General features: G+C 57.1%; 18 protein-coding genes. 5 read left to right on the plus strand and 13 right to left on the minus strand.

Annotated features, from left to right (window positions below; translation table 11 throughout):
- Positions 1-267 precede the first annotated feature (267 nt).
- Entirely contained in the window at positions 268-1,365 is a 1,098-nt protein-coding gene (gene ompC / locus ENTCL_RS17345; protein WP_013367448.1) for a porin OmpC, read from the plus strand.
- A 107-nt stretch (positions 1,366-1,472) separates the two neighbouring features.
- Here the strand turns inward: ompC and crl are convergent, their stop codons facing one another.
- The 3 genes from crl to gpt all read right to left on the minus strand — a co-directional run bounded on the left by crl (position 1,473) and on the right by gpt (position 3,749).
- Positions 1,473-1,874, minus strand: a complete 402-nt coding sequence (gene crl / locus ENTCL_RS17350; protein ID WP_013367449.1) for a sigma factor-binding protein Crl — start codon at positions 1,872-1,874, stop codon at positions 1,473-1,475.
- 57 nt (positions 1,875-1,931) lie between these two features.
- Positions 1,932-3,176, minus strand: coding sequence for an esterase FrsA (gene frsA, locus ENTCL_RS17355; protein WP_013367450.1), 1,245 nt, complete (start codon positions 3,174-3,176; stop codon positions 1,932-1,934).
- Between the two features lie 114 nt (positions 3,177-3,290).
- The gene (gene gpt / locus ENTCL_RS17360) at positions 3,291-3,749 is read right to left on the minus strand and encodes a xanthine phosphoribosyltransferase (protein WP_013367451.1); all 459 of its coding nucleotides are present in this window, start codon (positions 3,747-3,749) and stop codon (positions 3,291-3,293) included.
- Positions 3,750-4,008: 259 nt separating this feature from the next.
- Here gpt and pepD point away from each other — a divergent pair, with 259 nt between their 5' ends.
- A complete protein-coding gene (gene pepD, locus ENTCL_RS17365) occupies positions 4,009-5,466 on the plus strand; it encodes a cytosol nonspecific dipeptidase (RefSeq protein WP_013367452.1) in 1,458 nt (485 codons plus the stop codon).
- 48 nt (positions 5,467-5,514) lie between these two features.
- Here pepD and dinB read toward each other — a convergent pair whose 3' ends face one another.
- The 8 genes from dinB to ENTCL_RS17405 all read right to left on the minus strand — a co-directional run bounded on the left by dinB (position 5,515) and on the right by ENTCL_RS17405 (position 12,710).
- Positions 5,515-6,570 (minus strand): DNA polymerase IV, encoded by a 1,056-nt coding sequence (dinB, locus tag ENTCL_RS17370; protein ID WP_013367453.1) that lies wholly within the window; start codon positions 6,568-6,570, stop codon positions 5,515-5,517.
- A 91-nt stretch (positions 6,571-6,661) separates the two neighbouring features.
- A complete protein-coding gene (gene nqrM / locus ENTCL_RS17375; protein ID WP_013367454.1) occupies positions 6,662-6,865 on the minus strand; it encodes a (Na+)-NQR maturation NqrM in 204 nt (67 codons plus the stop codon).
- 2 nt (positions 6,866-6,867) lie between these two features.
- Complete coding sequence (nqrF, locus tag ENTCL_RS17380; protein WP_013367455.1) at positions 6,868-8,091, minus strand: NADH:ubiquinone reductase (Na(+)-transporting) subunit F; 1,224 nt, start codon at positions 8,089-8,091, stop codon at positions 6,868-6,870.
- Between the two features lie 12 nt (positions 8,092-8,103).
- On the minus strand, positions 8,104-8,700 hold the full coding sequence (gene nqrE / locus ENTCL_RS17385; protein ID WP_013367456.1) for an NADH:ubiquinone reductase (Na(+)-transporting) subunit E: 597 nt from the start codon (positions 8,698-8,700) through the stop codon (positions 8,104-8,106).
- Between the two features lie 6 nt (positions 8,701-8,706).
- A complete protein-coding gene (locus ENTCL_RS17390; RefSeq protein ID WP_013367457.1) occupies positions 8,707-9,345 on the minus strand; it encodes an NADH:ubiquinone reductase (Na(+)-transporting) subunit D in 639 nt (212 codons plus the stop codon).
- Positions 9,338-10,132: a Na(+)-translocating NADH-quinone reductase subunit C gene (locus ENTCL_RS17395; protein ID WP_013367458.1), complete on the minus strand. Its 795-nt coding sequence runs from the start codon at positions 10,130-10,132 to the stop codon at positions 9,338-9,340. Before ENTCL_RS17395 ends, ENTCL_RS17390 begins: the two co-directional genes overlap by 8 nt.
- The gene (locus ENTCL_RS17400; RefSeq protein ID WP_013367459.1) at positions 10,125-11,363 is read right to left on the minus strand and encodes an NADH:ubiquinone reductase (Na(+)-transporting) subunit B; all 1,239 of its coding nucleotides are present in this window, start codon (positions 11,361-11,363) and stop codon (positions 10,125-10,127) included. The genes ENTCL_RS17395 and ENTCL_RS17400 overlap by 8 nt, the downstream gene beginning before the upstream one ends.
- A gap of 3 nt (positions 11,364-11,366) precedes the next feature.
- Positions 11,367-12,710, minus strand: coding sequence for a Na(+)-translocating NADH-quinone reductase subunit A (locus ENTCL_RS17405; RefSeq protein ID WP_013367460.1), 1,344 nt, complete (start codon positions 12,708-12,710; stop codon positions 11,367-11,369).
- Positions 12,711-12,790: 80 nt separating this feature from the next.
- Here ENTCL_RS17405 and ENTCL_RS17410 point away from each other — a divergent pair, with 80 nt between their 5' ends.
- Entirely contained in the window at positions 12,791-13,015 is a 225-nt protein-coding gene (locus ENTCL_RS17410) for a hypothetical protein (protein ID WP_125451915.1), read from the plus strand.
- Between the two features lie 157 nt (positions 13,016-13,172).
- On the plus strand, positions 13,173-13,913 hold the full coding sequence (gene dpaA / locus ENTCL_RS17415) for a peptidoglycan meso-diaminopimelic acid protein amidase (protein ID WP_013367461.1): 741 nt from the start codon (positions 13,173-13,175) through the stop codon (positions 13,911-13,913).
- Here dpaA and ENTCL_RS17420 read toward each other — a convergent pair.
- On the minus strand, positions 13,884-14,651 hold the full coding sequence (locus ENTCL_RS17420; RefSeq protein WP_013367462.1) for a class II glutamine amidotransferase: 768 nt from the start codon (positions 14,649-14,651) through the stop codon (positions 13,884-13,886). The genes dpaA and ENTCL_RS17420 overlap by 30 nt on opposite strands.
- Before the next feature lie 53 nt (positions 14,652-14,704).
- On the minus strand, positions 14,705-15,286 hold the full coding sequence (gene lpcA, locus ENTCL_RS17425) for a D-sedoheptulose 7-phosphate isomerase (protein ID WP_013367463.1): 582 nt from the start codon (positions 15,284-15,286) through the stop codon (positions 14,705-14,707).
- Positions 15,287-15,526: 240 nt separating this feature from the next.
- Between lpcA and fadE the strand changes: the two genes are divergently transcribed.
- The gene (gene fadE / locus ENTCL_RS17430) at positions 15,527-17,971 is read left to right on the plus strand and encodes an acyl-CoA dehydrogenase FadE (RefSeq protein ID WP_013367464.1); all 2,445 of its coding nucleotides are present in this window, start codon (positions 15,527-15,529) and stop codon (positions 17,969-17,971) included.
- Positions 17,972-17,998 lie beyond the last annotated feature (27 nt).

Consider the following 17,998-nt stretch of genomic DNA (forward strand, 5'->3'; position numbering starts at 1 on the left):
AGAAGAAATGATATCGAACAGACGTTTTAACAGGAGTAGGCGCGCTTGCCAACTCCCTCTGGAGGCTGCAAAGCACTTTGTTGCGCGGGATCAGGAAGCGTAGCGGCGGAAGATGACTTTTTTATTACAGAAACACTAAAACACAACTTTTTAAAAATATTCTCACTTTGTCATAAAAGTTTCATTCCTGCGGGTTAAAAACCTTCCTGTTTTTTTCATGGGATGAGTTCCCGATTTTATAGCGCGTATAAATACTCAGGGTTAAAAATGAAAAAGAGCACACTGGCATTAGTGGTAATGGGCGTTATGGCGGCTTCTGCGGCGCAGGCAGCTGAAGTATATAACAAAGACGGCAATAAGCTGGATCTGTACGGCCGCGTAAAAGCTGAACACTACTTCAGCGACAACGCCTCTGTTGATGGCGATCAGTCCTATATTCGTCTGGGCTTCAAAGGCCAGACACAAATTAACGATCTGCTGACCGGCTTCGGTCAGTGGGAATACCAGGTTGCCGCCAACAAAGTAGAAGGCGACCCGAATACGGCGAAAACCCGTCTGGCGTTTGCCGGTCTGAAAGCGGGCGATTACGGCTCATTCGACTACGGCCGTAACTACGGCGTGCTGTACAACGTCGCGGCATACACCGATATGATCCCGGAATTCGGCGACGACTCCTTCGTTAAAACCGACAACTTCATGACCGGCCGCGCTAACGGCCTGGCAACCTATCGTAACAACAACTTCTTTGGTCTGGTTGATGGTCTGAAATTTGCGCTGCAGTATCAGGGCAAGAACGAAAACGATGGCCGCGCGGCAAGCAAAGCCAACGGCGACGGTTTCGGTACCTCTCTGAGCTATGACTTCGGCGACTCCGGCTTCACCTGGGGCGCAGCCTACTCTAACTCCAACCGCACCCTGACTCAGCAGGAAAGCAGCTGGGGCAAGGGTACGGACGCGGAAGCCTGGACCACCGGCTTCAAATACGATGCGAATAAAATCTACCTGGCGGCTATCTACGCGGAAACCCGCAACATGACCCCGATTTCCGGTACTGCGTCAATCAACGGCGTAAATACCAAAGTCAGCGGCTTTGCCAACAAAAACCAGGCGATGGAAATCGTTGCGCAGTACCAGTTCGATTTCGGTCTGCGTCCGTCCATCGGCTACATCCAGTCTAAAGGCAAGGATATCGAAGGCGTAGGCGATGCGGATCTGGTGAAATATATCGACGTCGCAGCGACCTATTACTTCAACAAAAACATGTCGGCGTTTGTGGATTACAAAATTAACCAGCTGAATGACAAAAACAAACTCGGTCTGAATACCGATGACGTTGTCGCGCTGGGTCTGGTTTACCAGTTCTAAGACCTCATAAAATAAGAGCCCTTCCGTTTACGCCGAAGGGCTTTTTATTTTCAATCGCGGCAAAATAATAACCCCCTGGAATAACAATGCTATTCAGGGGGTTATTTTCAGGCGGAACGTTTTACCGGCTGGCCTTTAAAATCATCCGCTGGCTCCAGAGCCAGATCGAACGTTTTCAGCAGATCGCGAACCCTTTCATGAAAGTCCCGCAGCGTTTGTTCAAGGCGATCTTTCACTTCGGCGTCTTTGATGACCATAGCCTGCCATACGCCATCTTTGTCATATAAACCAAACTGATAGCTGTAGGTGAAACGTTTCTCTTCCGCTTCCATCTCCAGCCACCAGCCCCAGAACTCGCGCTTCTCAGGGGCGGGTTTAACATTGACGCACACAGCCAGGCAGTCGAAAAAAAAGCGGTTATCCTCGCACTGCTCCTCACGAATGTAGGGGCCAAGGGCCGCTAATTTCTTGGTCAGTTTACTCTTCGGGTGTCCACTCGGTAACGTCATTGCGATCTCCTTTAGTGATGCAACTGTTTTACCAAATCAATAAAATTTAGCAATATATTAACTAAAACGATGATTGATCCACCCAGCAATTTCTTTCAAAGCCTTATCAAAATTACGATATACCGGGTTAAACGCCACCGGCAGCAATTTACCATCGGCAGAGGATGAGGTAATTAACTGCGACTCCTCAGGCGGACTAAAGGGATCGTTTTGCCAGAATGCGGAAAGCATAGGCGTCGGGCAGCGGCGCCCCAATAACCCCTGCGTTTTAAGAGAGTAGCGGTTGAGCTCAACGCGCAGCGCATCGTCTGAAGCATCGTGCATGCCGAGGCTCGAGGCCAGCACGTCAAGATACATCTCGGGGACGCTGGCCTGACGCTGCGGGTCGCTCAGCAGGCTGTGCACCACCGGGCCGATGCAGGCCACGGCTCTGAGGCGCTGGGGCTCCAGGTAGGCCAGCCGCACGGCGACGTTGGCGCCAAAGCGGAAGCCAAACGCCGCCACTCGGGTATGATCAACCCACGGAATGTTCGCCAGCGCCTTCAGCACGTGCTGATGCAGGAAGCTGGAGTCTTGCGTCAGCTTCCATTTCGAAGAGAAGCCGATAGAGGGCATGTCCAGCGTCAGCATCGCAATGCCGCGCGGCGCGAAGTAATTTTCATACAGGTTGAAATAATCGCTCTGCAGCGAATCAAGCCCGCCGCACATCAGCACCGTCGGAAACGGCGCCTCGCCGGGCGGCATATGCAGAAAACCGGTTATCGACGGGCCGCCAGGGATAGTGAACTCCAGTTCGCGCATGGAAACCGGCAAACGCTGCGCGGCTTCCTCATAGGCACGATTGGCCAGCGCCTGAGCCTGCTCCGCCAGCTCATCGCCCTTCAGGTGCGGGTAGGCGGCAATGCTGTACAGATTAGAGGCGTGCAGCCAGTGGCGGCCGCTGAGCGCATCGTCAGTCTCCTGCCCCGCTTTTTGCTGCCAGAGCATCGCCTGTTTGGCCCATTCGTAGATCCAGTTGCCGCCGCGGTAGCCGACCACGGTGTCATACAGCTCTGCGTCCGTGCGCTCGGCCTGGCTCATCACAATACGCGCCTGAACGTCGAGGATCTCCTGCGGCGAGACTCCGCGCCAGATCCACATCAGCCGGTTAATCATCCGGTACCAGTGCGGAACGTTTTTACCGTCCAGCGCCGACTGCACCGACGAGGCGTTTCCCTGGTTAAAGCGGCGCACCAGCGTTGAGGTTTCCGGGTGTTTGAAACGGGGTTTAAACAGCGTTTCGCTAAGATTGGGCTCAGACATCGCACAGACTCCATAGATACGACATAGAGTCTATTGTACCGCGCCTGTGCCGAAAAAAAACAACGCCCGGTAAACCGGGCGTTGAGAAGACATTTTTTGCAGGAATGCGCGGGATTAGCGGCCGGAAATCGGCGGAACGAACACGACGCCCATATCCCACGGCTGCTCAATCCAGGTATCCTGCGGGATATCAACCACGTAGTCATCAACCAGCGGACGACCCGCCGGTTTTGCGAAAATGGTGACGAAATGGGCTTTTGGATACATTTCGCGGATCGCCACCGCAGTGCCGCCGGTATCGACCAGATCGTCAATCACGATAAAGCCTTCGCCATCGCCTTCCGCGCGTTTGATTACTTTCAGCTCGCGCTGGTTGTCATGGTCATAGCTGGAGATGCACACGGTATCAACGTGACGGATGCCCAATTCACGCGCCAGCAGAGCGCCAGGAACCAGCCCCCCGCGGCTTACGGCAATGATGCCTTTCCACTGTTCAACCGGCAGCAGACGGCTTGCCAGTTTGCGGGCGTGAATTTGCAACATGTCCCAGGTGACAACGTATTTTTCGCTCATGTGATAGTGTCCCAGCCAGTCTAAAACGGCTTAAAAAATGTTCGGGGTGATTCCAGGTTGCGCGAGATTATAGAGATCTGGCGCACTAAAAACCAGTGTTTAGCGGCCTTGCCGGGAGTTTTTACGCGGTTCGTGCTACCAGAGAAGACAGAAAGTGGTATCCTCAACCACGTCTCGCAAGTCAGGCGCAGCGCCTGATTGTCATTGCTAACCCGTTACCTGCAAGCGACTTTTGCAGTAAGCCCTAAGGAGACTTATTGTGTCTGAACTGTCTCAGCTATCCCCACAGCCGCTGTGGGATTTTTTTGCCAAAATTTGTTCCATTCCGCACCCGTCCTACCATGAAGAACAGCTCGCTGAGCACATTATGGGCTGGGCGAAGGAAAAAGGGCTCCACGCAGAACGCGATCGGGTGGGCAACATTCTGATCCGCAAACCGGCCTCCGCCGGTATGGAAAACCGTAAACCGGTCGTGCTGCAGGCGCATCTCGACATGGTGCCGCAGAAAAACAACGACACCGTTCACGACTTCACCAAAGATCCGATTCAGCCGTACATCGACGGCGAGTGGGTTAAAGCGCGCGGCACCACCCTCGGCGCGGACAACGGCATCGGTATGGCCTCCGCCCTGGCGGTGCTGGCCGACGACAGCGTGCAGCACGGTCCGCTGGAAGTGCTGCTGACCATGACCGAAGAGGCCGGCATGGACGGCGCATTCGGTCTGCAGCCGAACTGGCTGCAGGCGGACATTCTGATCAACACCGACTCTGAAGAAGAGGGTGAGATCTACATGGGCTGCGCCGGTGGTATCGACTTTATCACCACCCTACCGCTGACCCGTGAAGCGGTGCCTGCGGGCTACCAGACCTTTAAGCTGACGCTGAAAGGCCTGAAAGGCGGCCACTCCGGCGGCGATATCCACCTGGGCCTCGGCAACGCCAACAAGCTGCTGGTGCGCTTCCTCGCCGGTCATGCGGCGGAGCTGGATCTGCGCCTGGTGGATTTCAACGGCGGCACCCTGCGCAACGCGATTCCGCGTGAAGCGTTCACGACCGTTGCCGTTCCGGCCGCTAACGTTGAAAAACTGAAAGCGCTGGCGGATAAATACCTGGCCATTCTGCAAAATGAGCTGTCCGTTAAAGAGAAGAACCTGACCGTTATCCTTGAGGCCGTTACGACGACCAAAGGCGCGCTCAGCACCGCTTCCCGCGACGGCTTTATTCAGCTGCTGAACGCCACGCCGAACGGCGTTATCCGCAACTCTGACGTGGCGAAAGGGGTGGTTGAAACCTCGCTCAACGTCGGCGTGGTGACCATGCATGACGATAACGTGGAAATCATCTGCCTGATTCGTTCGCTTATCGACAGCGGTAAAGACTACGTCGTGAGCATGCTGGAATCGCTGGGCCAGATGGCGGGCGCGAAAACCGAGCCGAAGGGCGGCTACCCGGGCTGGCAGCCGGATGCCAACTCGCCGGTAATGCACCTGGTGCGTGAAACCTATCAGCGTCTGTTCAACAAGATGCCGAACATTCAGATTATCCACGCCGGTCTGGAATGCGGTCTGTTCAAAAAACCGTACCCGGATATGGACATGGTATCGATTGGGCCAACCATCACCGGTCCGCACTCTCCGGACGAGCAGGTACATATCGAAAGCGTGGGCCAGTACTGGACGCTTCTGACCGAACTGCTGAAAGCCATTCCGACGAAATAAGAGTGTCGTTTTAAGCACAGCGCCCCGCGATTGCCGGGGCGCTGTATTTTACAGCCCCAGCACCAGCTGGCGCTCAAGCTGCGGATCGAGCAGCGTCACGTGCAGCCCCACCAGCCTGACTCCCCTTCCCCCTCGCCGCTCCTGCCAGGTGTTGTACGCCGTGGCGATGAGGTCATCTTTGTTCAGCGTCGGCCAGATGTGTTCCTGAGTGGTGAGCTGAAAGTCGTTAAATTTGAGCTTCACCCCCTGCCGCGCGATGCGTAGATCGGGTTTCACCTTCGCCAGCCGCCGCTCAAGCTCCGGGTACAGGCGCTCAATAATGGCTTCGCAGTCGGACCAGTCGTGGATATCTTCCGCCAGGGTACGCTCAACGCCGACCGATTTACGCAGACGCGTGTTGTTAACACCGCGCTCATCAACGCCGTTGCTGCGCTCCCACAGCACCCGGCCAAACTTGCCAAAGCGCTTAAGCAGCAGCGCGAGATCGCTTTGCTGCACATCGCCGCAGGTACGCAACCCCATGCTTTCCAGCTTCGCCGCGGAGACTTTGCCCACCCCGGGAATTTTCGCCAGCGGCAGCGTTGTAAGAAAGGCGGGAACCTCATCGGGCGTGATGACGTACTGTCCATTGGGCTTGTTGAGATCGGAGGCGATTTTCGCCAGAAACTTCACCGGCGCAACCCCTGCCGAGGCCGTCAGCTGCAGCTCATCGAAAATCGTCTGGCGAATTTCCTGCGCCATCCGCGTGGCGGAACCCTGGCAATGGGGGCTGTCGGTGACGTCAAGATAGGCCTCATCCAGCGACAGCGGTTCGATAAGCGAGGTATAGCGGGAAAAGATTTCACGAATATGCACCGAGGCATCTTTGTAGGCGTCAAAACGCCCCGGCAGCAGCGTCAGGTGCGGGCAAAGCTTCAGCGCCATGGCCGTGGGCATCGCGCTGCGCACGCCAAACTTACGCGCCGGATAGTTGGCGGTGCTGATCACGCCGCGCTGTACGCGGCTGCCGCCGATGGCGATGGGAATATCGCGCAGCGCAGGATTATCCCGCATTTCAACGGCGGCAAAAAAGCAGTCCATATCGACATGGATAATTTTGCGCATACTTAGCCCTCACCAACCACTGGATAAGTATACAGAATAATACCAGGAAATGAGAAGTGGGATACGCGCCCCCGAAAGAGGGCGCGGTTATTCAGAGAATACGGTTCGCCTCGCGCGCCATGCGCTTTTTACGCGCGTCGCACGGTTCAGGACAGTCGCACACTTTCTCAAGCCCCAGGGAGGAGATCCCCCCGCAGCTTCCCTGAATACTTTTACGCTTAAGCAGATAGCCCAGCGACATGCCGAGGATCGTCAGCACAAAAATGGCAAACGTCGCCAGAAAAACCGTCATCATCCTTAGCCTCCAAAGTCATCCAGCAGGATGTTGTCATCCTCGACGCCGAGATCTTTAAGCATCTTAATGACCGCGGTGTTCATCACCGGCGGCCCGCACATGTAAAACTCGCAGTCTTCCGGCGCCGGATGATCCTTCAGGTAGTTGTTGTACAACACGTTGTGGATAAAGCCCGTGTAGCCCGTCCAGTTATCTTCCGGCTGCGGATCGGAAAGCGCCACGTGGAAGGTAAAGTTCGGGTTCTCGCGGGCAAGCTGTTCAAACTCATCGTCGTAGAACATCTCGCGCAGCGAACGCGCGCCGTACCAGAAGCTGATTTTTCGGTGGCTGTGCAAACGCTTAAGCTGATCGAAGATATGCGAACGCATCGGCGCCATCCCCGCGCCGCCGCCGATAAACACCATTTCGGCATCGGTCTCTTTGGCGAAAAACTCGCCAAACGGCCCGGAAATCGTCACCTTATCACCGGGCTTAAGCGACCAGATATACGACGACATAATCCCCGGAGGCGCGTCAGGCGCGCCCGGCGGCGGCGTTGCGATGCGCACGTTGAGCATGATAATGCCCTTCTCTTCCGGGTAGTTCGCCATGGAGTACGCGCGAAGCGTCGGCTCTTTTACCTCAGAGACAAAGCGGAACAGGTTGAATTTGTCCCAGTCGCCGCGGTACTCCTGCGGCACGTCGAAATCAGCATAAGCCACCCGGTGAGGCGGACATTCGATCTGAATATAGCCGCCGGCGCGGAAAGGCACGCTCTCCCCCTGCGGAATCGCCAGCTTGAGCTCTTTAATAAAGGTGGCTTTGTTATCGTTAGAGATAACCTCGCACTCCCATTTTTTCACGCCGAAAACCTCTTCCGGCAGCTCAATCTTCATGTTCTGCTTCACCGCCACCTGGCAGGCCAGGCGGCAGCCCTCTTTGGCTTCGCGCTTAGTGATATGCGAAAGCTCGGTCGGCAGAATATCGCCGCCGCCCTCTTTCACCACCACCCGGCACTGGCCGCATGAACCGCCGCCGCCGCAGGCAGAAGAGACGAAAATCCCGTTGCCGGACAGCGTGTTAAGCAGCTTATCGCCCGCCGGGGTGCGGATCTGCTTATCCGCCTCGTCGTTAATTTCAATGACCACATCGCCGGAGTTCACCAGCTTTGATTTTGCAAACAGGATCAATACCGACAGGGCCAGCACGATCAGCGTAAACATACCTACGCCCAGTAAAATTTCCATAGCTACCCGCCCTTACAGTTGCACGCCGGAGAAGGACATAAAGCCCAGCGCCATCAAACCGGTGGTAATGAAGGTTATCCCTAAACCGCGCAGCCCCGCGGGCACGTTGGCGTATTTCATTTTTTCGCGGATCCCCGCCATGGCGACGATCGCCAGCATCCAGCCGATGCCGGAGCCGAAACCATACACAATGGACTCACCAAAGTTATAGTCACGCTGCACCATGAAGGAGACGCCGCCAAAAATGGCGCAGTTCACGGTAATCAGCGGCAGGAAGATGCCAAGGGCGTTGTACAGCGCCGGGAAGTATTTATCGAGGATCATCTCGAGGATCTGCACCAGCGCGGCGATAACGCCGATAAAGGTGATGAAGTTGAGGAAACTCAGATCGACGCCCGGCGCCAGCGCGCCGTCGCGCAGCACCAGGTTATACACCAGGTTGTTCGCCGGCACCGCAATGCCGAGAACCACCGTCACCGCAACGCCAAGACCAAAGGCGGTCGACACCTTTTTCGATACCGCAAGGAAGGTACACATGCCGAGGAAGAACGCCAGCGCCATGTTTTCGACGAATACCGCGCGGACAAACAAGCTAAGATAATGCGCCATCGACGGTTACTCCTTTTCCTGCTGTTCCGGCTTCCACGTACGCAGCGCCCAGATCAGCAGACCAATAATAAAGAACGCGCTCGGCGCCAGCAGGAACAGGCCGTTCGGCTGATACCAGCCGCCGTTCTGCACCGTCTGCAGCACCGTCACGCCGAACAGTTTGCCGCTGCCGATAAGCTCGCGCAGGAAACCGACGATAAGCAAAATCGCGCCGTAGCCCAGACCGTTGCCGATCCCGTCCATAAAGCTCGCCAGAGGCGGCGATTTCATGGCATAAGCCTCCGCGCGCCCCATCACGATACAGTTGGTGATAATCAGGCCGACGAACACCGACAGCTGTTTGGAAACCTCGTAGGCAAAGGCGCGCAGCAGCTGATCGACGACGATCACCAGCGACGCGATGATCGCCATCTGCACGATAATGCGCACGCTATTGGGGATGTGATGGCGGATCATCGAGATAAACATGCTGGAAAACGCGGTGACCAGCGTAACCGCAATGGTCATCACGAAGGCCGTCTCCAGCTTGGTGGTCACCGCCAGCGCCGAGCAGACGCCGAGCACCTGCAGGGCAATCGGGTTATTGGCGACCAGCGGCCCAACCAGTACCCGTTTAACCTCTTTCATATCGCCGAGTTCAGCCATTGTTCAGCCCTCCTTCACGAACCTGTTTCAGGAACGGACCGAAGCCAAGCTCGCCCATCCAGAAATCAAAACTGTGCTGCACGCCGTTCGACGTCAGGGTCGCGCCGGACAGGCCGTCCACCGCGTATTCATCCCCCGGCCGCGCTGCGCCTTTTACCACCTTCAGCGCCGGCATGCCGTTATCGTCGAGCACCTTTTTGCCGACAAACTGCTGGCGCCAGTTCGGGTTTTCCACCTCGCCGCCCAGCCCCGGCGTTTCGCCCTGGTCATAGTAGGTGATGCCATTTACGGTGCGGCCATCGGTATCCAGCGCCACAAAGGCATACATCATTGACCACAGGCCGTTGCCGTAAATCGGCAGCACCACTTCCTGCACCTGTTTGCTGGCGTCTTTGACCAGATAAATTTCCACAATGTTGCTGCGACGCTTGATGCCCGCGGGATCCTGGCCTGCGTCCAGCGACAGGCTTTGCGCCGGGTCTTTTAACGCCAGAGACGCGTTGAAGCTTGCCGGGTCTTTCGCCAGCAGCTCGCCGCTTTTCAGATCCAACAGCCGCGGCGTGATGCGCTCAGCATAAACAGACGCCACCTCGTCGGCCTGCATCTCCGGCTTCATCAGTCCGGCGACCGCCAGAATGTTGCGCTGCTTGTCCAGCGCGCGCTGCTCCTGCTGGCGCGGTTTCAGCCCGACGGCGGAACCGGCGACCACGATGGAGCAGATAAGGCACAGCACCAGCACCACCAGCAGCGTTTTACCAATGCTATCGTTATTCTTGACGTCAGCCACGCGACTTCCTCCGCTTGATGTTGGCCTGCACCACCAGGTAGTCAAACAGCGGCGCAAAGAGGTTGGCGAACAGGATCGCCAGCATCATCCCTTCCGGGTAGGCCGGGTTTACCACGCGAATCAGCACGCACATCACGCCGATCAACGCGCCGTAGCACCACTTCCCTTTATCTGTAAATGACGCCGATACCGGGTCCGTTGCCATAAACATCATGCCGAACGCAAAACCGCCCAGCACCAGATGCCAGTACCACGGCATGGCGAACATCGGGTTGGTATCAGAACCGATAACGTTGAACAGCGTCGCCGTCGCCGCCATCCCCAGCATGACGCCCGCGACAATACGCCAGGAGGCGACGCGGCCAAAGATGATGATGGCGCCGCCGATCAGGATCATCAGCGTCGACACTTCGCCAATCGAGCCGGGGATATTGCCGAGGAACGCGTCCATCCAGGTGACCGGCTGGCCCGTCACGACGTTTACCAGCGCCTCGCCGCCGTGGCTTGCCCACTGCGACAGCGGCGTGGCGCCGGAAAAGCCGTCCGCCGCCGTCCAGACCAGGTCGCCGGAAATCTGCGCCGGGTAGGCGAAGAACAGAAAAGCGCGCCCCGCCAGCGCCGGGTTAAGGAAGTTGCGTCCGGTGCCGCCGAAGATCTCTTTGGCGATCACCACGCCGAAGCTGATGCCCAGCGCCGCCTGCCACAGCGGTAGCGTGGGCGGCACAATCAGGGCAAAGAGGATAGAGGTGACGAAGAAGCCTTCGTTAATCTCGTGCTTACGCACGATGGCGAACAGCACTTCCCAGAAGCCGCCGACGATAAAGACGGTGATATAGATGGGCAGGAAAAAGACGGCGCCCAGCCCCATCATGCTCAGCCAACCGGCGTCAGAGCCAAAGTTCACGCCCAGCCACTGCGCCACGCTGTAGTGCCAGTGGCTGGCGATGACCTGCTGCAGCTGTTCCGGTCCGTACAACTTATGCAGCGCCGGAATGGTCTGCAGGCCGACGTTATACATACCCCAGAACATCGCCGGGAAAACGGCGAGCCATACCAGAATCATCATGCGCTTAAGATCGATAGCATCACGCACATGCGATGCCCCGCGCGTCACCTGACCCGGAGTATAGAAAATCGTGGCCGCCGCTTCGTACAACGGGTAATACTTTTCCAGTTTGCCGCCGTGGGTAAAGTGCGGCTCAATTTTTTCCAGCAGATTCTTCAAGCCCATCACTTATCCTTCCTGCTCAATGCGGGTTAACACGTCGCGCAAAATCGGCCCGTATTCGTATTTCGCCGGGCAGACGTAGGTGCAAAGCGCCAGGTCTTCTTCATCCAACTCCAGACACCCCAGCGCCTGGGCGCTGTCGGTATCTCCGGCGAGCAGGTCGCGCAGTAGCGGCGTCGCCAGAATGTCCAGCGGCATCACGCGTTCGTAGTTGCCGATCGGCACCATGGCGCGCTCGCCGCCGTGGGTATCGGTCGTGAAGCGGAACAGCTTGTGTTTCAGGAAGTGGCCCAGCGTCGTGCGGGTAATGGAGAATTTGTCCTTGCCCGGCATCACCCAGCCGAACAGCTCCTTCTCACGCCCTTCCTGCACCACGCTGACCTGCTGATGGAAACGCCCCAGGAACGCATGCGGCCCCTGCGCGTGCGTGCCGCTCAGCACGGACCCCGAGATAACGCGGTTTTCACCTTCGCAAAGCTCCGAAGCCAGCAGCTCGTCGAGGCTCGCCCCCAGACGGGTGCGCAGCAGACGCGGCGTTTTCACCTGCGGTCCGCCGAGCGCGATAACGCGCTCCGTCCACAGCTCGCCGTCGACGAACAGTTTGCCGATGGCGATAACGTCCTGATAGTTGAGGTGCCAGACCTGTTTTTTCAGGCTGACCGGCTCAAGGAAGTGGATATGCGTGCCAGCAAGCCCCGCCGGATGCGGGCCGGTAAACTCATTGAATTTCACCTGACCGACCGGATGGCCGCCCAGCTTGCCGCCGCTTGCCTGGCACACATGCACCATGCCCGGCGTCAGGCGCGTCAGCACCGTCAGGCCGGCGTTAAATGCTTCGCGATGGCTGAAGATAACGGGCTGCGGGTCGGCGCTGAGAGGCTGAGTGTCCATCGCCGTGACGAAAATCGCCGCTGGCGTTGAGCCAGGCGCGGGGGCTTTACTGAAAGGGCGGGTGCGCAGGCTGGTCCACAGCCCCGAGGCCAACAGCTGCTGCTCAACCGTCTCCCGCGGCAGATGCGCCAGTTCGTCCGGCGCAAAGCGCGAAAAGGCTATTGATTCATCGCCTTCTATATCGATCACCACGGCCTGCAGCACGCGACGTTCGCCACGATGAATCGCGCTGACGGTACCGCTGGCAGGCGCCGTAAAGCGCACGCCGGGATTTTTTTTGTCTTCGAACAGCGGTTGTCCTTTGAGAACCCTGTCCCCTTCCTTGACCATCATTGACGGTCGAAGGCCAACATACTCTTCCCCCAACAGCGCGACGCGCTTGACCGCAGCACCTTCAGACAGTTGCTGCGAAGGGGCGCCCGCGATCGGCAGGTTGAGGCCTTTTGTGATTTTAATCATATCGTTAGCAGGTATCCGTAACTATCACTTTGTACTTCATCCTTCAGGCGGCGTCGGTGAGCCACTGAATGACGTTGCGTATGAACCCAGCATTTTGCGAAGAAAAAAGAAAGGAAAATCAAATGCCAGAGTCTCTGCTGGCAGCAGCTGATGAGCGTAAAGCATCCTTTCCTACACCTGATCATAAAGCGGGGGAAGTCTATCAGTTTTCCCCTTCGGACCCCAGCATTCACGGGAAAGTGGATGGTAAAATGCGAGCTAATGCGCAAAGTTCTGACTGCCGATTCTCAACAAATCGGCTATAAAGAAAAACTAAATTGTAAACGCGGCAGTCTGCGCTTGCGAAAAACGCTGGTGATGCTAATGTGAGCGCATCTAAAACCAGAATCATCTTATTTTCGGGTTTCTTTCGCCGTTCTGGCGTGTTGTGTGTCAACACCGTTTTATCAAGGAATAAGTAGTATGCGCAAAATCGCATTGTTTATTGCGATGCTTTTGATTCCGTGCGTCTCATTTGCGGGCCTGCTCAGCAGCAACAGCCCGACAACGCCGGTCAGCAAAGAATTTAAACAGCAGTTGATGGGGTCGCCGGTTTATATCCAGATATTTAAGGAAGAGCGCACCCTTGATCTGTATGTGAAAATGGGTGAAACCTACCAGCTTCTCGACAGTTACAAAATCTGTAACTACTCCGGCGGCCTGGGGCCTAAGCAGCGCCAGGGGGACTTCAAATCACCCGAAGGTTTCTATTCCGTCACCCGCGAACAGCTCAAACCTGACAGCCGTTTCTATAAAGCGATCAATATCGGTTTCCCGAATGCCTATGACCGCGCGCACGGCTACGAAGGGAAATACCTGATGATTCACGGCGCCTGCGTCTCTATCGGCTGCTACGCCATGACCGATTCCGGCATCGATGAGATCTTCCAGTTCGTCACCGGCGCCCTGGTTTTCGGCCAGTCCAACGTTCAGGTGAGCATTTACCCGTTCCGCATGACCGATGCCAATATGGAACGCCATAAGTTCTCGTTTTACAAAGACTTCTGGTCACAGCTGAAGCCCGGATACGACTACTTCGCCCAGACGCATAAGCCGCCAATGGTGTCGGTCGTCGACGGGCGCTACGTGGTCAGCAAGCCGTTGAGCAGCGATGTCGTCCAGCCGCAGCTGGCGTCAAACTATACGGTCCCCGAGGCAAAATAACGCCCACTCGCCTGGCATAATCTTATGCCAGGTTTCATTGCCCGTCAGCGGCTGCGTGGCTATCACGGTGACCACATCGTTCGGTGTGGTCTCGCGCTGAAAGTCGATTTCAACATCCTGATCGAGCAGCTTGGCAACGCCGAACGGCGCGCGTCGGGTGATCCAGTACAGATTGGTCGAGCAATACGCCATCACGTAACGGCCGTCGGACAGCAGCATGTTAAACACGCCTTTTTCCCGCAGCTGCGTCGCCAGCGTCGCGATATATTTAAATACCGCCTCCATATTTCCCGGCGTACGCGGGTAGCGCGTCGTCAGCCTGTTAAGCAGCCAGCAAAACGCCTTTTCGCTGTCGGTTTCGCCGACCGGACGAAAGTGGCCGGTTTCCAGCGTCTTATAGCCCGTGAGCTGCCCGTTATGCGCGTAGGTCCAGTTACGGCCCCACAGCTCGCGGGTAAAAGGATGGGTATTCTCCAGCGCGACGTTGCCGCGGTTCGCCTGGCGAATGTGCGCGATAACCGAACAAGATTTGATGGGGTAGTCCTGCACCAGTCTGGCGACGGGCGACTGAAAGCTCGGTTGCGGATCTTTAAATGTGCGACAGCCTTTACCTTCATAGAAGGTGATGCCCCAGCCGTCTTTATGCGGCCCGGTGCCGCCGCCGCGCTGCACCAGCCCGGTAAAACTAAAGCAAATATCGGTCGGCACATTCGCGCTCATCCCGAGCAGTTCGCACATAATTACCCCCTCATCTCTTCCCCCTCCCGCGCAGGAGGGGGAGACTACACTACTCAGGCTTTAACCATCTCTTTTTCGATAAGCATAATCAGGATGTGAATCACTTTAATGTGAATTTCCTGAATACGATCGGCGTAGCCGAAATGCGGTACGCGAATTTCAACATCGGCGGACCCCGCCATCTTGCCGCCGTCTTTCCCGGTCAGCGTGATGACTTTCATCCCCTGGGCGCGAGCCGCTGCAATCGCTTTGATCACGTTGCCGGAGTTACCGGAGGTGGAAATACCCAGCAGCACATCGCCGACGCGGCCGACGGACTCAACGTAGCGCGAGAACACATACTCATAGCCAAAATCGTTGCTGACGCAGGAGAGATGGCTGACGTCGGAAATCGCGATCGCCGGATAGCCCGGACGGTTTTCACGGTAGCGACCGGTCAGCTCCTCAGCAAAATGCATAGCGTCGCAATGCGAACCGCCGTTACCGCAGGAAAGCACTTTACCACCGGCTTTGAAGCTGTCCGCCAGCAGAACGGCCGCGCGCTGGATTGCGTGGATATTGGCGTCATCTTGCAGAAAGTTAGCCAGTGTTTCCGCTGCTTCGTTCAGTTCGTTACGAATAAGATCCTGGTACATGAGGATAATCCTTCAGCATTTAATGAGAATAACCTCGGCAGTGTACCGGATAGCGGGATAGGCGAGAAGCATCACGCCGGGGAATACCGCGTTCTTTTGATTTTCCGTGCCCCGTTTTACCAAAACTCTGTGAGCCAGGTTGTAATTATTTTGTAAACACATTGCTAAAAGAAATGACATCCACTACAACCTTATTATCACAAGTGGTCAGACCTCCTACAAGCAAGGGAGCTTTTCTCTATGATGATTTTGAGTATTGTTGCAACCGTTGTTTTACTCGGCGTGCTTTTCTATCACCGGGTTAACCTGCTGCTCGGCAGCCTGATTCTGCTGGTCTGGACGGGCGCGCTGGGCGCGGCTGGGCTGTGGAATATCTGGCTGCTGCTGCCGCTTGCCATTCTTCTGGTGCCGTTCAACCTGGTATCAATGCGTAAGGCGCTGATTTCCGCGCCGGTCTTTCGCGCCTTCAGCAAAGTGATGCCGCCCATGTCGCGTACAGAAAAAGAAGCGATTGATGCGGGCACCACCTGGTGGGAAGGCGACCTGTTCCAGGGCAACCCGGACTGGAAAAAGCTGCACAACTACCCGCAGCCGCGCCTGACCGAAGAAGAGCAGGCGTTCCTCGACGGCCCGGTTGAAGAGGCCTGCCGGATGGCGAACGACTTCCAGATTACCCATGAAATGGCCGATCTGCCGCCGGAGCTGTGGGCTTATCTCAAAGAGCACCGCTTCTTTGCGATGATCATTAAGAAAGAGTACGGCGGACTGGAGTTTTCGGCATACGCTCAGTCCCGCGTGCTGCAAAAACTCTCCGGCGTCTCCGGTATCCTGTCCATCACCGTTGGCGTACCGAACTCATTAGGCCCGGGCGAACTGCTGCAGCACTACGGCACCGATGAGCAGAAGAACCACTATCTGCCGCGTCTGGCCCGTGGTCTGGAAATCCCCTGCTTTGCGCTGACCAGCCCGGAAGCGGGCTCCGATGCGGGCGCCATTCCGGATACCGGCGTTGTTTGTATGGGCGACTGGCAGGGCGAACAGGTATTGGGCATGCGCCTGACCTGGAACAAACGCTACATCACGCTGGCGCCGATCGCGACCGTACTGGGCCTGGCGTTCAAACTGTCCGACCCGGACAGACTGCTGGGCGGCGATGAGGATCTGGGCATTACCTGCGCGCTGATCCCCACCGGCACGCCGGGCGTTGAGATTGGCCGCCGCCACTTCCCGCTGAACGTCCCGTTCCAGAACGGTCCGACGCAGGGGAAAGACATTTTCGTCCCTATCGATTTCATCATCGGCGGTCCGAAAATGGCCGGTCAGGGCTGGCGTATGCTGGTGGAATGCCTCTCCGTAGGCCGCGGCATTACGCTGCCGTCTAACGCCACCGGGGGGCTGAAATCCGTTGCGATGGCGACAGGCGCTTACGCGCACATCCGCCGCCAGTTCAAAATCTCTATCGGTAAAATGGAAGGGATCGAGGAGCCGCTGGCGCGTATTGCCGGTAACGCCTATGTAATGGACGCCGCTGCGTCGCTTATCACCTACGGCATTATGCTGGGTGAGAAACCGGCCGTGCTGTCCGCTATCGTGAAGTATCACTGTACCCACCGTGGTCAGCAGTCCATCATCGATGCGATGGATATCGCCGGCGGTAAAGGCATTATGCTCGGCGAAGGCAACTTCCTGGCCCGCGCCTATCAGGGCGCGCCGATCGCCATCACCGTTGAGGGGGCCAACATTTTGACCCGCAGCATGATGATCTTCGGCCAGGGCGCCATTCGCTGCCATCCGTACGTCCTTGAAGAGATGGCGGCCGCGCAGAATAAAGACCTGAACGCCTTTGATAAGCTGCTGTTCAAACACATCGGCTACGTCGGCAGCAACAAAGTGCGCAGCTTCTGGCTCGGCCTGACCCATGGCCTGACCAGCAGCACCCCGACCCACGATGCCACGAAGCGTTACTATCAGCACCTGAACCGCCTGAGCGCTAACCTCGCCTGGCTGTCGGATATGTCGATGGCGGTGCTGGGCGGCAGCCTGAAGCGTCGCGAGCGCATCTCCGCCCGCCTTGGCGATGTGCTGAGCCAGCTGTACCTGGCGTCTGCGGTGCTGAAACGCTATGACGACGAAGGACGCAACCCGGCGGATCTGCCGCTGGTTCACTGGGGCGTTCAGGACGCGCTCTACCAGGCCGAGCAGGCGATCGACGAACTGCTGCGCAACTTCCCGAACCGCTTTATCGCCGGCGTCATGCGCGTGGTCATCTTCCCGACCGGCCGCCATTATCATGCGCCTTCCGATAAGCTGGATCATGTTGTTGCGAAGATCCTGCAAACGCCGAGCGCAACCCGCTCACGCATCGGTCGCGGCCAGTATCTGACCCCGAGCGAGCATAACCCGGTGGGCCTGCTGGAAGAGGCGCTGGTCGACGTGATGACCGCCGACCCTATCCATCAGCGTATCTGTAAAACGCTGGGCAAAAATCTGCCGTTTACCCGCCTGGACGAGCTGGCCCGCAGCGCGCTGGCGAAAGGGATAATCAGCCAGGATGAAGCGGAGATCCTTATCAAAGCGGAAGTCAGCCGTCTGCGCAGCATTAACGTTGACGACTTCGAGCCGGAGGCGCTGGCGACCAAACCGGTAAAGCCGCAGGAGAAGGTCCGCAAGGCTGAGGCGGCGTAACCACGAAGCATCAAGAGGCTAGCGCCC

Origin of the sequence: [Enterobacter] lignolyticus SCF1 (assembly GCF_000164865.1) — a bacterium.
GTDB classification, from domain to species: domain Bacteria; phylum Pseudomonadota; class Gammaproteobacteria; order Enterobacterales; family Enterobacteriaceae; genus Enterobacter_B; species Enterobacter_B lignolyticus.

Bases quoted from the DNA above. Each gene is read 5' to 3' on its own strand.
- ENTCL_RS17410 (WP_125451915.1), top strand. From the start codon at position 12,791: ATGAACCCAGCATTTTGCGAAGAAAAAAGAAAGGAAAATCAAATGCCA.
- crl (WP_013367449.1), bottom strand. From the start codon at position 1,874: ATGACGTTACCGAGTGGACACCCGAAGAGTAAACTGACCAAGAAATTA.
- dpaA (WP_013367461.1), top strand. From the start codon at position 13,173: ATGCGCAAAATCGCATTGTTTATTGCGATGCTTTTGATTCCGTGCGTC.
- dinB (WP_013367453.1), bottom strand. From the start codon at position 6,570: ATGCGCAAAATTATCCATGTCGATATGGACTGCTTTTTTGCCGCCGTT.
- nqrF (WP_013367455.1), bottom strand. From the start codon at position 8,091: ATGGAAATTTTACTGGGCGTAGGTATGTTTACGCTGATCGTGCTGGCC.
- fadE (WP_013367464.1), top strand. From the start codon at position 15,527: ATGATGATTTTGAGTATTGTTGCAACCGTTGTTTTACTCGGCGTGCTT.
- ENTCL_RS17400 (WP_013367459.1), bottom strand. From the start codon at position 11,363: ATGGGCTTGAAGAATCTGCTGGAAAAAATTGAGCCGCACTTTACCCAC.
- ENTCL_RS17420 (WP_013367462.1), bottom strand. From the start codon at position 14,651: ATGTGCGAACTGCTCGGGATGAGCGCGAATGTGCCGACCGATATTTGC.
- ENTCL_RS17390 (WP_013367457.1), bottom strand. From the start codon at position 9,345: ATGGCTGAACTCGGCGATATGAAAGAGGTTAAACGGGTACTGGTTGGG.
- nqrE (WP_013367456.1), bottom strand. From the start codon at position 8,700: ATGGCGCATTATCTTAGCTTGTTTGTCCGCGCGGTATTCGTCGAAAAC.
- nqrM (WP_013367454.1), bottom strand. From the start codon at position 6,865: ATGATGACGGTTTTTCTGGCGACGTTTGCCATTTTTGTGCTGACGATC.
- ENTCL_RS17405 (WP_013367460.1), bottom strand. From the start codon at position 12,710: ATGATTAAAATCACAAAAGGCCTCAACCTGCCGATCGCGGGCGCCCCT.
- lpcA (WP_013367463.1), bottom strand. From the start codon at position 15,286: ATGTACCAGGATCTTATTCGTAACGAACTGAACGAAGCAGCGGAAACA.
- gpt (WP_013367451.1), bottom strand. From the start codon at position 3,749: ATGAGCGAAAAATACGTTGTCACCTGGGACATGTTGCAAATTCACGCC.
- frsA (WP_013367450.1), bottom strand. From the start codon at position 3,176: ATGTCTGAGCCCAATCTTAGCGAAACGCTGTTTAAACCCCGTTTCAAA.
- ompC (WP_013367448.1), top strand. From the start codon at position 268: ATGAAAAAGAGCACACTGGCATTAGTGGTAATGGGCGTTATGGCGGCT.